This is a genomic window from Neobacillus sp. DFD-2R (assembly GCF_057747865.1).
In genome coordinates this window covers 165,206-178,186 of sequence record NZ_CM173228.1, presented here as the reverse complement: position 1 = coordinate 178,186, position 12,981 = coordinate 165,206, and the positions used below count along the sequence as shown (strand labels likewise).

Genomic DNA, 12,981 nt, shown 5'->3' with positions numbered 1-12,981 from the left:
TTATTTCTCTATGTGTACTATAAATCCTATTAAAAAATACTTTTTTCGATAATTTTTCACAATTATCAAGGGGACATTCATTTTACCTGCCACTTCACTCAATTTACCTGCCACTTTTGTAATTTTACCCGCCACTTCGACCAATTTACCTGCCACTTTCAATGTTTTACCTGCCAACCACATCATTATCAAGATAAAAAGCCAGGCGGTAGCCTGGCTCGGTAATCTTTCTTCCCCTTCTCCAAAGATTTCATCCATTTTTTAGTAGAAACCGTTATCTCGAAGGATCCTTTAAGTTACCTTTTTTATTTTACCTGCCACTTTCAATGTTTTACCTGCCAACCACCTACCCACCATCATTTCTTCGCAGTAATCGTGGCCAGCATACTATCCGCTTTCGTAATTTCTACTCCTTGATAGTAGTACTTCACAATATCCTGATATTTTTTTCCTTCCTCTGCCATGCCATTTGCGCCGTATTGGCTCATGCCGACGCCATGGCCGAAGCCTTTTGTGGCGATGATAATACTACTTCCTTTACGGCTCCAGGTGAAGTCGGAGGAGCGCAAATCGAGTTTTTCACGGATGTCTTTCCCGGTCAAAATTTTCCCATCAAAATCTACTTTGCCTACGCGTTTTCCTGCAGTTCGTTCAACAATTTCCCCTATGTTCGAGCTGCCGCCAATTTTCACCCCAAGCTTTGCCTCAAAATCCTTCACCGAAATCACTTTTTGACTTTTAAACTTTGGTGAATTTTTATCCCATGGGCTTGGAACACTCTTCAAATAAGGGTAGGAACCGCCCCAGTAATCCTTCGAATCTTCCGTGTAACCGTTGCTGGTCGAGAAAAAGTTAGCATCGATTGGCTCGCCATTATAGGTCAAAATTTGTCCGTTCGTGACCCGCACGGCATCAAGGATTTTTTTCCTTTTCCAGTCGTAGTCCACGCCCCAATTTTTCTTCATTTCATCATCATTTTCGTAAACCTGATTAGATACCGTATCATTCACCTGTGCACCCTTTGGAACGCCTAACTTATTATTGCTTACCATTTTATGAACGATATAGGTTCTCGCGGTCAGGGCTTGTGCCTTCAGTGCTTCCTCCTGAAAATCTGCCGGCATTTCAGCAGCCACAACTCCGACGAGGTAATCTTCCAGTGTCACTGTTTCGATTTTTCCTTTATTAGCGCGATACACAGCGACTTCAACCGATCTTTCCGCCGAAGTAGCCTTTGCGGGGGCCTGTGTCAGATTTTCACCTAATTTTCCGTTGGACTTTCCTTCAGCAAACGGTAACACAAGGACAGAAGGAACAATTAACGTTACGGAAAGTAAGGACGACGCTAGTACGACGAATGGTTTGATTTTTTTCATGAAAGTGCCTCCAGTTTGAAATGGTTATATCTCATTTCATTCATATGGAGGCGGACAAGCATTTATGACTTCAATTTTTTTAAAATGAACATTGTTTCCTGTTCTGGAAATATTCTCCTTACAAAAACCAACTCCCACTTTTAACTAAGCTCCAAACAAAACAAAAAACCGAAGAGTGCTCACTCTTCGGTCTTTTTATATACTATGCATTCATATCCGAAATAAACTTTTTCACTTCCGTAAACGTTTCGTCTGCTTCCGCTACACGTTCGATATCGGCACCTAGTGCAGCTAATTTTCCGTGGAAGTCCACGTAGCCGCGGTCTAAGTGTTTTAACTCTGTCACGCGAGTAATACCATCAGATACTAAACCGGTAAGAATAAGTGCTGCAGCTGCGCGTAGGTCGGTTGCCGAAACTTCTGCGCCTTGCAAATTTGAAAGACCATTTAAAATAACAGAACGTCCTTCAATTTTAATATCCGCATTCATGCGGCGGAATTCTTCCACATGCATAAAGCGGTTTTCAAATACCGTTTCCGTGATCATACTTGTACCGTCTGCACGAAGTAACAAAGCCATCATTTGTGACTGCATATCTGTTGGGAAGCCCGGATGCGGCATTGTTTTGATATCGACGGCTTTTAATTTTTCCGGACCGATGACACGAACGCCATCTGCCTCTTCCATAATCGTTATCCCCATTTCCTCCATTTTAGCAATCAAGGAAGATAGGTGTTCGGGTACAGCACCTTTGACAAGCACATTACCGCCCGTAATTGCTGCAGCAACCATGAAGGTACCTGCTTCGATGCGGTCGGGAATAATGTTATGATCTGCGCCAAATAAAATATCAACACCTTCGATTCGAAGGGTGCCGGTGCCGGCGCCTCTAACGTTTGCGCCCATTTTGTTAAGGAAGTTTGCAAGATCAACGATTTCCGGTTCTTTTGCTACGTTTTCAATGATGGTCGTACCTTTTGCAAGGGTAGCCGCCATCATGATGTTTTCTGTTGCACCAACACTTGGGAAATCCAAGTAAATTTTTGCTCCTTTTAAGCGGCCGTCTACCTCCGCTTCAATAAAGCCATTCCCTACTTTTACCCTGGCACCCATGGCTTCAAAGCCTTTCAGATGCTGGTCGATAGGGCGGGAACCGATTGCACAACCGCCGGGCAGGGCAACACGTGCACGGCCATTACGTGCGAGTAATGATCCCATGACAAGGACAGACGCGCGCATTTTGCGAACATATTCAAATGGCGCCTCAACTTTTAACTCTCTGGATGCGTCGACAACAACTGTATTATTTTCAAACACCACTTCAGCGTTTAAGTTGCGTAATACTTCATTAATCGTGTATACATCGGAGAGAGTAGGCACATCACGAATTACACTTTTTCCATCACTTGCTAATAATGTGGCAGCGATAACAGGCAGGACGGCATTCTTTGCACCTTCTACTTTAACCGTTCCATAAAGCCTTTTTCCGCCGCGGACGATGATCTTTTCCAAGAGTATTCCCCTCCGCGTCCATTTTCTCTATATTAATATTCAATCGTAATGATTGGTGTGCCAACTACTATGGTAGTCTTCGCGCCCAATCCTTCGGAGCGTACGCCAATTTGTAAATTCATGTTATTTTTCTTGTTTTCAATCGAATCAGACAACATTGGCGTGTGTGCCGTAACTGACATGAATGTATTCTCTCTTAACGCTTCGATTTCTTTTGCTTTAAAAACTGACAGTAAATGGTTTACTGTTGTAGGTAAAGACTTTTCAATCTTATCACTGACCTCGCCCTTCATACAAGAAAAAATTGTAGGTTTTCTCCGAAATATGTCGGTAAGCCTATTCTTATATTGATCCGTAGTGAAAAAGGACTCATTGGCCTTATTCCACACTTCACCGCTGACTCTATAAACTATATACGCATTGACAGGCTGTTTTGTGTGGGTTGCCATAATCTGAAGCATTTCATGGTGGTTTTTAGAAGTTGGAGATACTGCTGTAACTTCCCATTCTTGGCTGGTGTTTTTCGTGGACCAATCCCAATCTGGAAACTTTCGCTGAAGCTCCTTCGCATATTCCTGTGCTTCCTTTTCACTTTTCAGGTCAACCAAATGTTCCCTTGCATAGAAAGACCATTCATCGAGCAAAATATTTTCGTTTTGAAAAACCGAAATCATTTTCAATAAATCCCGGTCCTCGGTACTTTGGCTCCTCATGCCAACCATTAAAAAACTTGCAATTGCAATCATGCCTAAAAAAAACATACTTTTTCTCTTCATCTCTACTCTCCCCCTTATTACCATTGTTTCCAAGGAGAGAAAGAGCATACTTGGGAAATCTCGTCACTTTTTGACAAGTTACTCACTGAACATTCTAGTATGTATTTTTCCACACAAAGAAAATTGTACTCTGAATACCCGTAAATGGGAACATGTACGAAGACCTAAATTTTTTCCAATTCTATTTACTGTAACATCAATGGCAGCTGTTTCGACCATTGGAGATAATCAAGGAAAAAATTACTAGCAGTTGATCCAATGCAAATAGCCAATAATATATAAAGTAAACGAGCTTGGAACACATGGTTCGGCTTCAACAGCTTATCCAGCCGAATTGCCTGTAATGCCCACCAGGAAACAGCAATTAACACTAAATGTGAAATAATGCTAACTAGTGCTATTTGTCCAAAGTCATTAACCATCCTACACCCCCTATTTAAACCAATGACTATTCTATCATATTGACGTATCAAAATCCTAAAAGTTTCCTTCGACAAATCGGGTTTTTGTTTTGTGTCAATTTTGTGAACGTTTTTCTAAAAAAATGAATGTAAGCCCAAACAAAGGTAGTTGCACTTTTACAAAAGGCTCTGTTAAATGATTACCGCTCCAGGCGCTCGCTTTCCGCGGGCGGTCGGGAGCCTCCTCGGCGCTTTGCGCCTGCGGGGTCTCCCTTGACTTGCTTTTCCCGCAGGAGTCTCGCGCCTTCCGCTCCAATCAACAGAGTGAGCTAAATCAACAATGAGCTTTAACATAGCCTTACAAAAAAAAGAAGAGGCCTCAACGCCTCTTCTTACTACCCCTTATATTCGCCTACTTTAGAAAATCATTAAACCCGTTAAAGTGGTTGTGCAAGAAATCGATGGCCAAGTTTGGTGCAATCCCAAACACAATCGATGCTACAACTGAGACGATTAGGACGACAACAATTCCGAATGGAATAGTGAATTTGCTTTCGTCGCTTGCCGGGCGGAAGAACATTTGCGTCATGACACCAAAATAGTAGAAATAAGAAACGACGGTTGTCGCAATCATGATCGATGCCAACACATAATGCGGTGTATCCACGAATGTACCGATGAAAATGTTCAACTTACCGATGAACCCTGCTGTGCCCGGGAAGCCGGCTAAAGATACTAACAAAATTCCCATTGTTACTGCAAGAATCGGTGAGCGGCGATAGAGGCCCGCAAAATCGGAAATGTTCTCGGAGCCTGTTTTTTCCGAAATTAATTGGATGACCGCAAACGCTCCAAGGTTCATGAACAAGTACGCGAGAAGGTAGAACCAGATGGCATCAAACATGATGAAATTCATCGATGAGAATGCCACAAGGATATAACCCGCATGGGCGATACTTGAGTAAGCAAACATTCTTTTAATATTGGTTTGCCGTAAAGCCACGACGTTACCGATGATCATCGTCGCCCCGGCAATGAAGGCGATGTAATCCTGCATTTTATATAAAATCGGTTCAGAGCCCGGTCCTGCGGAAACCGCCAGTCCAAAAACAGATAACAGAATACGGATGACGATCACAAAACCGGCTGTTTTTGAAACAACACTTAAAAAGGCTGTTACAGGTGTCGGTGCCCCTTGGTACACATCCGGTGCCCACATATGGAATGGAGCAGCCGCAAGCTTAAAGGATAAACCAACAAAAATCATTAAAAAGGCTAAGCTGAGCATATAAACCTGCTGCGGATCCGCTAATGATTGCAGCTTGTCGGCAACCGACAATAGGTTTGTCGTGCCCGTCAAGCCGTATACATAGCTCATCCCGAAAAGCGTAATCGCAGTGGAAATACCGCCGTTGATGACGTATTTCATTGCCGACTCATTCGAAGCTAAATGATGCTTGCGAATGCCCGCTAATATATAAGAAGAAATAGATAACAATTCCAAGCCGACAAAAAGCGTAATTAAATCGCCGCTTGATGTCATGACCATGGCACCGAGCAAGGCGGTTAAAAACAAATAATAAAATTCGCCTTGATATTCTTCCATGCCGTCTTTTGCTTTATAGCTGACCGCTAAAAACATAACCAGCCCCGCACCGGCGAGCAGCAGCAATTTAAAGGCCTTTGCAAAGGCATCAAGCCGGAACGTATCATCTAATATCGATGTAACGCCTTGATCAAGCAAGCCTGCTACGGATACCATTGCCGCTATGATTGCGAGAATGCTAATCCAGCCGAGAATCCTGCGGTCCTGCTTTTTCGGCATAAATAAATCGAGAAGTGTCAGAACAGCAGCAACCCCAAGGATGATGAATTCTGGTGTCATGATACTCCAGTGAAATGATGTCAATGTTTTAAAACTCATCCTTCATCACCCTCCTATCCCAAGCATAATGGTTTCAAGTGCGGCATGAAGCGGTGAGCTTAGAACACTTGGGAACACACCGATTAGCACGATTAACAGCATCAGCACGACCACAGGCACGATTTCCACGCCTTTTAAATCGAGTATGCCGGTAAATTCACGGTGTGCTTTTCCGTACGTAATGCCGAGAACGGCACGAAGTAAATAAACAGCTGTCATGATAATACCAATCGTACCGACGGCAGCGATAGCCGGCATTTCCTTAAATAAACCAAGGAACGCCATAAATTCACTGACAAATCCGGACATACCCGGCAATCCGAGTGAAGCCAAACCGCCTGCAAGTAAGAAGCCTGCAGCGACCGGCATCCCTTGTGCCATTCCGCCAAGATTTTCAATGAGCGATGTATCGGTACGCTCATAAAAGACGCCAACGAGGAAGAACAATAAGGCTGAAATTAATCCATGTGAAATCACTTGGAAAATGGCACCTTGAACGCCGGCTTGGTTCATGGCCGCAAGCCCGATTAACACAATTCCCATATGGGAAATTGAGGAATACGCCAAAACCATTTTAAAGTCTGTTTGAATGAACGCCAGAAACGCACCGTACAATAGGTTGATTACTCCAAGGACAGCTAACAGTACGGCAATGGTCTTAAACTGCGTTGGGAAAAGGCCCATTCCGAAACGAATTAAACCGTAAGCACCGATCTTTAACAGAATACCGGAGTGAATCATAACAATGGACGGCGGTGCTTGAACGTGAACCTTCAGCATCCAGCTGTGCAAAGGGAAAATCGGTAATTTCACACCGAAGGCAATTAACAAGGCGATTAACAGCCCCAGCTTTACTCCGCCTGAAATCGGCGCAATCAAATCAACATTCTTATCATTAAGCAAATGATGCAATGCATCAATATTGGTTGTTCCTGTGCGGGCAAACAGGATCATGATCACAATTAACAAAATCGCCGAGCCCAGCCCGTTGTAAATTAAGAAACTATATGCCGCTTTTTCTTTTTCAAAATAACCCCATTTACCGATTAAGAAGAACGTCGGGATTAAGGTTACCTCAAAGAAAATAAAGAACAGAATGAGGTTTTGGGCGGTAAAAACGCCAAGCATTCCGATTTCTAAAAGAAGGAACAGCATAAAATAGCCCTTCCATTCTTTTTTAATATGAATGGAAGCAATCGCGGCAAGCGTCGCAACCACGGTCGTCAAGACGATGAGCAACAACGAGAAGCCGTTAAGTGCCAATTCATATTTTACTGCGAAAATATCCTGGGCCGTTCCTTTAAAGCCGCCGAATTGAATCCAATGAGCCGAAACAGAAAAATCGTTCAAGCTTTTGCCTGCAAGATAATGAAGATACGTGCCAAGCGCGAGAATCAGTGCGGGCAAGGTAGCTAAAAAGCCCACTAATTTAATTGATTTCTCCGAACGTTTCGGCATGAAAGCTAAAATCACGATGCCTAGTAAAGGGGAGAATACTAGGATAGATAAAACAGAAGCTAGATTCATTTTAAGTACCCCCCTGTTAACGCAAAGATGACTGCTAAAACGGCTAAGCCGATGAAAGCAACTGCACCATACGTTTGAACCTGTCCGGACTGCATTTTTGAGCCTGTTTTTCCAAGTCCTTGAACTGCTCCTGTCACGGCTTTAACAAGTCCTTCGACAAGGAAGACATCTATGAAACGTAAGAAGTAGCTGATTCCTTTTGTTAAAACGACAATCGACAACTGATAGAATTCATCGATGTAATATTTGTTGTAAAGAATCGTGTGCAATGTATCGCCCATTCCGCTTAACCAGTTGCGGGAAAGAGAACGTTTGCCGTACATAAGCCAGGCAAGGTAAATTCCCAGTAACGAAACAACAGTGGCCAGGATCATAATCCACACCGGACCTTCTGCATGGTGGGAAGCAAGGGCTTCATTTCCATCTACGAGCCAGTCGCCAAGGAAGGAGCCGAACCATGGAGTGTTTACATAACCTGCTACCACCGCTAACACGCCGAGGACGATCATCGGGAATGTCATTACTGACGGTGATTCATGGACATTTTTCATCTCGCTTCGTGCTTCACCGGTAAAGACCATGAAGAACAAGCGGAACATATAAAATGCGGTAAAGAATGCGGCAATAAGCGCAAGCAGGAACAGGATCGGATGTCCGCCCTCCCATGCTGCTGCCAAAATTTCATCCTTACTGAAGAAGCCTGATAAAAGCGGGACACCGCTGATGGCGAGTGTTCCGATTAAGAATAACGGTCCTGTTAGCTTTAGCTTTTTCCAAAGACCGCCCATCTCTTCGATGTTTTGGGTATGAACCGCATGAATGACACTGCCTGCTGCAAGGAACAAAAGCGCTTTGAAGAATGCGTGTGTCATTAAGTGGAATACACCGGCAACATAACCGGCGGACCCTAAGGCGAGCATCATGTAGCCGAGCTGGCTGACGGTTGAGTAAGCTAATACCCGTTTAATATCTGTTTGTACAAGACCGATGCTTGCGGCAAAAATCGCCGTAAACGCACCGATGACGGCAATCACCATTAAAGCCGTTTTACTTGCTACGAATAATGGGAATAGCGCAGCTACAAGGTAAACCCCTGCGGCAACCATGGTTGCGGCGTGGATTAACGCCGAAACCGGTGTTGGACCTTCCATCGCATCAGGCAGCCATGTGTGCAGCGGGAACTGACCTGATTTACCGACAGCCCCGATAAAGATTAAGATCGCTGTCAAGGTAATCATCGATGTTGATACATCGCCGTTTTGAACGGCTTGAAAGATATCACTATATTCAAAGCTTTTTGTTTGCCAAAATAAGAGGATCATGCCGATCAACAGTCCAACATCCCCGATACGGGTCATGATGAACGCTTTTTTAGCGGCAGCCTTCGCTTCTTCTTTGTAAAAATAAAAACCGATTAAGAGGAAGGAACCGACCCCGACAAGCTCCCAGAAAATATAGGTTTGCAATAGGTTTGGCGAAATGACCAGCCCAAGCATTGCAAACGTAAATAATCCTAAATAGGCATAGAATACCGAAAACCGCTCATCCCCGTGCATATACCCTTTTGAGTATGTATGTACCAGGAAGCTGACGAGCGACACAATACACAGCATTAATGCATTTAATTGATTTACTTCAAATCCCGCTGTTAAATGAATATCTCCTATTGTAAGCCAATCGACCTTCGCAGAAAACGTCGGTGATGTAAAGCGATCGAACAGCACCAACAACGAGTAAACAAGCGACGCCAGCGTGAGCAGAATCCCCACATAAGCGCTCGCCTCTTTCAGCCGCTTACCGAACAAGAGAAGGATCAAAAACGATAATAGCGGGAAAAGCGGTATGATCCATGCATTTTCCATCATTATCACTATCCCCTTTTTAATACGAAGTGCCTGTCACCGTTTGTGGACAAAACACACATTTTGTCCATATGGGATGGACGCATAAGTGTCCTCATACAGTGGACATTTCGCCAAAAGTGTCTTTCAATGGTGCCTGACACCAATTAGTTTTTCATCGAATCCATTTCGTCGATATTAACGGTTTTGCGGTTTTGGTAGAGCGAGATTAGGATCGCCAGGCCAACAGCAGCTTCGGCTGCGGCTACGGTAATCGCAAACAGGGCAAATATTTGACCGGTGATGGATGGTGCCATCCCGTATTTGCTGAAGGTAACCAGGTTAATATTAACGGCATTAAGCATGAGCTCAATGGAAATCAGGACGATGACGGTGTTTCGTTTTGTAAGGGCACCGTAAAGACCGATGCAAAATAAAATTAGTGCCAATGCCAGGAAGGCTGAAGCGGGAACTGAACTCATTGATTATCCGCTCCCTTCACGTCTTTTTTCGCCAAAATAATGGAACCGACAAGAGCGACTAATAGTAAAACAGAGACGAGCTCAAACGGGATAATCCATTTTGAGTAGAGTGCTTTACCGATTTGCATCGTGTTGTTTTCATGCAACGCGGTCGGAACCTGCGGGATATCGAAGTTGTAAATGCCGATGTAAACGGCAAATGCAAAACCGACAACCCCTAAAAATAATAGAACCTTTCTCAATTTGCCGGCCTGCGGTTCACTTTCATCATTGTGCTTCGTTAGCATGATTCCAAAGAGCATGATAATCGTGATCGCACCGGAATAAATTAAGATTTGTACGGCCGCCACAAATTCAGCGGAAAGCAGGACGTAGATACCTGCAATGCTGACGAAAGTAAAGACAAGCGCAACGACCATATGCATCACTTTGGTAAGGTTCAATAAGAGCACGCCGCCAATGACCGCCACAAGTGCGAGGCCCATAAAAGCGAGGAATTCGCCTGAAAATGTCATGCTTTATTCACCTGCCGTATGTTTTCATCGTTTTCATCTAACCACTCAAGGTTTTTAAATAACATATCCCTGCTATATTCTGCCAACTCAAAATTATTGGTCATAATGATAGCCTCGGTCGGGCAAACCTCCGTACACAGGTCACAAAGGATGCAAATCTCGAAGTTGATGTCATAGGTATCGATTATTTTCCCTTTTTTCGCCGGGTCGGGATGTTTTTTCCCTGTTAAGTTGATACATTCTGTCGGGCAAATGTTCATACACTGATTGCAAACAATACATTTTTCCGGATAAAACTTTTGGATACCGCGGAACCGGTCCGGCAGTGGGAGCGGCTTATTCGGATAGTCATAGGTGACTTTCTCGCGCGTTAAGTTTTTTAGGGTATATTTCAAGCCTTTTGCTAATCCAAGCACGTTTTTCACCCCTTTTACGTTTTAAAAATTGAGAATCGTACGGCACACTTTCTCCAAGGACGCGTTTGCCCCACTTGGTTCCTTTTAAGAAAGAATCCTTTATGAGAAAAATAAGGTTTTGATTAAGGCGGTTAGGAAAATGTTTGCCAATGCTACAGGCAGCAATACTTTCCAGCCCATTTCCATTAGTTGGTCGGCTCGCAGACGCGGGAATGCGACGCGGAACCAGATGTAGACGAATACAACCAAACAGAATTTGAGTGCAAACCATACGGCACCGGGGATGAAGCTTAGGAATGCAAATGGTGCCATCCATCCTCCCAAGAATAAGGTCACAATCAGCGAGGACATTGCAAATAGGTACACATATTCGGCCAGCATAAAGAATGCCCAGCGGAAGCCGGAATACTCAACGTGATACCCGGCAACAAGTTCTGATTCTGCTTCAGGAAGGTCGAATGGTGTCCGGTTTAATTCGGCTACGGATGATATGAAAAAGACGATAAAACCGATTGGCTGCAATAAAATGAACCAGCCGTGACTTTGCTGATGAACGATATCATTTAAATTTAAGCTGCCTGATAAGAGAATAACGCCAAGGACAGACATCACGAGCGGAATTTCATATGAAATCATTTGGGCTGCGGCACGCATGCCTCCTAAGAGTGCGTACTTGTTGTTGGATGCCCAGCCGCCGGTGACTACGCCAAGTGTCGTCAAACCCGATACAGCGATATAGTAAAGCAAGCCGACACCGATATCCGCAAATTGGAATTTGTCCGTAAACGGAATCGTCGCCAGTACCATAAATGCAGGTGCAAACGCTATGACCGGCGCGATGATAAATAACGGCCGATCCGCGAGTGTCGGAATAATATCTTCTTTTAGTAAAAGCTTCAGGACGTCGGCTACGGTTTGCAAGAGTCCCCATTTACCGCCGACTTGGTTTGGACCATGGCGCAGCTGCATGTAACCCATGACTTTCCGCTCTGCTAAAATGCCGTAGGTGACGAAACCTAATACAACTAAAAGCAGAATGACGCCGAGTATAAAGAAGATTAGAAAATTGAACAACCCCGGACTCGAATGGAGCAAATCATTGACCATTAGCCGTCCACCTCCCCAAGGACAATATCAATTGCCCCTAATATAGCAATCAGGTTTGCGATATTTTCGCCCTCTAACAGTTTCGGGAGTATTTGCAGATTATAGAAGGATGGTCTTCTAAATTTTAAGCGATACGGTTCCTTTTTGCCATCGCTCGCAATATAGCAGCCAATTTCTCCACGTGGTGATTCAATTCTTACAAATGCTTCCCCTTTAGGTGCCTTGATGATTTTTGGCACTTTGGCAAGGATCTCGCCTTCAGCAGGGAATTGTTCCACTGCCTGTTCAAGGATTTTTAATGATTCTTCGATTTCCGCCATCCGGACATGGTAGCGTGCCCAAGCATCGCCGCCTTCCTGAACTGGAACATCGAAGTTAAAACGGTTGTAAATCGAGTATGGCTCATCTTTGCGAAGATCCCATTTGACGCCTGTACAGCGCAGATTGGCACCGCTTAAGGAATAATTAAGAGCATCCTCTTTTGTATAAGTCCCAATACCTTTTACCCGGCTCATAAAAATTTCGTTACCTGTCGCCAGATAGTGGTAGCCGGCGAGCTGTTCGCGCATGTATGGAATGAAGTCTCTCACTTTTTCAATCCAGCCTTCAGGTGCGTCCCATTTAACGCCACCCACACGCATATAGTTGAAGGTTAAGCGCGCTCCTGATAGTTCATTGAGCATATTGATAATCATTTCACGTTCGCGGAAGGCATAAAGGAACGGGCTGACGGCCCCGATATCAAGCAGGTATGTTCCCCACCAAACAAGGTGGCTCGCAACCCGGCCTAATTCCATGGCGATGACCCGGAGGAAATCGGCGCGTTCGGGAACTTCAATGCCCATCATGGTTTCAACAGCATGACAGAGAACATAGTTATTGGTCATGGCTGAGAGATAGTCCAACCGGTCTGTGTATGGAATAATTTGAGTGTATTGCAGGTTTTCAGCAAGTTTTTCGGTTCCGCGGTGTAAATAACCGATGACAGGCTTTGCTTCTGTAATGATTTCCCCATCGATTTTTATCACAAGCCGGAATACTCCGTGCGTACTTGGATGCTGAGGACCCACGTTAAGTAACATTTCTTCCGTTCTTATCATTGG

Annotated in this window: 13 protein-coding genes; all 13 read right to left on the bottom strand. The window is 44.3% G+C overall.

Features of this window, described 5'->3' with window-relative positions:
* On the bottom strand, positions 1-258 hold the full coding sequence (locus tag AC3ANV_RS00900; RefSeq protein WP_488311830.1) for a hypothetical protein: 258 nt from the start codon (positions 256-258) through the stop codon (positions 1-3).
* Positions 259-356: 98 nt separating this feature from the next.
* A complete protein-coding gene (gene spoIID, locus AC3ANV_RS00895; protein WP_488311829.1) occupies positions 357-1,376 on the bottom strand; it encodes a stage II sporulation protein D in 1,020 nt (339 codons plus the stop codon).
* A gap of 202 nt (positions 1,377-1,578) precedes the next feature.
* A complete protein-coding gene (murA, locus tag AC3ANV_RS00890; RefSeq protein WP_488311828.1) occupies positions 1,579-2,889 on the bottom strand; it encodes a UDP-N-acetylglucosamine 1-carboxyvinyltransferase in 1,311 nt (436 codons plus the stop codon).
* Positions 2,890-2,921: 32 nt separating this feature from the next.
* Positions 2,922-3,665, bottom strand: coding sequence for a YwmB family TATA-box binding protein (locus AC3ANV_RS00885; RefSeq protein ID WP_488311827.1), 744 nt, complete (start codon positions 3,663-3,665; stop codon positions 2,922-2,924).
* Between the two features lie 185 nt (positions 3,666-3,850).
* Positions 3,851-4,087: a DUF1146 family protein gene (locus AC3ANV_RS00880; protein ID WP_488311826.1), complete on the bottom strand. Its 237-nt coding sequence runs from the start codon at positions 4,085-4,087 to the stop codon at positions 3,851-3,853.
* Positions 4,088-4,478: 391 nt separating this feature from the next.
* Positions 4,479-5,990 (bottom strand): NADH-quinone oxidoreductase subunit NuoN, encoded by a 1,512-nt coding sequence (nuoN, locus tag AC3ANV_RS00875; protein ID WP_488311825.1) that lies wholly within the window; start codon positions 5,988-5,990, stop codon positions 4,479-4,481.
* A 6-nt stretch (positions 5,991-5,996) separates the two neighbouring features.
* Positions 5,997-7,517 (bottom strand): NADH-quinone oxidoreductase subunit M, encoded by a 1,521-nt coding sequence (locus tag AC3ANV_RS00870; RefSeq protein ID WP_488311824.1) that lies wholly within the window; start codon positions 7,515-7,517, stop codon positions 5,997-5,999.
* Entirely contained in the window at positions 7,514-9,382 is a 1,869-nt protein-coding gene (gene nuoL, locus AC3ANV_RS00865) for an NADH-quinone oxidoreductase subunit L (RefSeq protein WP_488311823.1), read from the bottom strand. The genes AC3ANV_RS00870 and nuoL overlap by 4 nt, the downstream gene beginning before the upstream one ends.
* A 143-nt stretch (positions 9,383-9,525) precedes the next feature.
* Positions 9,526-9,840 (bottom strand): NADH-quinone oxidoreductase subunit NuoK, encoded by a 315-nt coding sequence (gene nuoK, locus AC3ANV_RS00860; protein WP_307411328.1) that lies wholly within the window; start codon positions 9,838-9,840, stop codon positions 9,526-9,528.
* Positions 9,837-10,355: an NADH-quinone oxidoreductase subunit J gene (locus AC3ANV_RS00855; protein ID WP_488311822.1), complete on the bottom strand. Its 519-nt coding sequence runs from the start codon at positions 10,353-10,355 to the stop codon at positions 9,837-9,839. Before AC3ANV_RS00855 ends, nuoK begins: the two co-directional genes overlap by 4 nt.
* Positions 10,352-10,771 carry an NADH-quinone oxidoreductase subunit NuoI gene (gene nuoI, locus AC3ANV_RS00850; protein ID WP_488311821.1) on the bottom strand — a complete coding sequence of 140 codons (420 nt, stop codon included), beginning with the start codon at positions 10,769-10,771 and terminating at the stop codon, positions 10,352-10,354. Before nuoI ends, AC3ANV_RS00855 begins: the two co-directional genes overlap by 4 nt.
* Positions 10,772-10,870: 99 nt before the next feature.
* A complete protein-coding gene (gene nuoH / locus AC3ANV_RS00845; protein WP_488311820.1) occupies positions 10,871-11,878 on the bottom strand; it encodes an NADH-quinone oxidoreductase subunit NuoH in 1,008 nt (335 codons plus the stop codon).
* On the bottom strand, positions 11,878-12,978 hold the full coding sequence (locus tag AC3ANV_RS00840) for an NADH-quinone oxidoreductase subunit D (protein WP_488311819.1): 1,101 nt from the start codon (positions 12,976-12,978) through the stop codon (positions 11,878-11,880). Before AC3ANV_RS00840 ends, nuoH begins: the two co-directional genes overlap by 1 nt.
* Between the last annotated feature and the right edge of the window lie 3 nt (positions 12,979-12,981).

What these genes read in the sequence shown, in the direction of transcription:
- AC3ANV_RS00900 (WP_488311830.1), bottom strand. Translation starts at nt 258, where the DNA reads ATGGATGAAATCTTTGGAGAAGGGGAAGAAAGATTACCGAGCCAGGCT.
- spoIID (WP_488311829.1), bottom strand. Translation starts at nt 1,376, where the DNA reads ATGAAAAAAATCAAACCATTCGTCGTACTAGCGTCGTCCTTACTTTCC.
- AC3ANV_RS00885 (WP_488311827.1), bottom strand. Translation starts at nt 3,665, where the DNA reads ATGAAGAGAAAAAGTATGTTTTTTTTAGGCATGATTGCAATTGCAAGT.
- AC3ANV_RS00880 (WP_488311826.1), bottom strand. Translation starts at nt 4,087, where the DNA reads ATGGTTAATGACTTTGGACAAATAGCACTAGTTAGCATTATTTCACAT.
- nuoN (WP_488311825.1), bottom strand. Translation starts at nt 5,990, where the DNA reads ATGAGTTTTAAAACATTGACATCATTTCACTGGAGTATCATGACACCA.
- AC3ANV_RS00870 (WP_488311824.1), bottom strand. Translation starts at nt 7,517, where the DNA reads ATGAATCTAGCTTCTGTTTTATCTATCCTAGTATTCTCCCCTTTACTA.
- nuoL (WP_488311823.1), bottom strand. Translation starts at nt 9,382, where the DNA reads ATGATGGAAAATGCATGGATCATACCGCTTTTCCCGCTATTATCGTTT.
- nuoK (WP_307411328.1), bottom strand. Translation starts at nt 9,840, where the DNA reads ATGAGTTCAGTTCCCGCTTCAGCCTTCCTGGCATTGGCACTAATTTTA.
- AC3ANV_RS00855 (WP_488311822.1), bottom strand. Translation starts at nt 10,355, where the DNA reads ATGACATTTTCAGGCGAATTCCTCGCTTTTATGGGCCTCGCACTTGTG.
- nuoH (WP_488311820.1), bottom strand. Translation starts at nt 11,878, where the DNA reads ATGGTCAATGATTTGCTCCATTCGAGTCCGGGGTTGTTCAATTTTCTA.
- AC3ANV_RS00840 (WP_488311819.1), bottom strand. Translation starts at nt 12,978, where the DNA reads ATGATAAGAACGGAAGAAATGTTACTTAACGTGGGTCCTCAGCATCCA.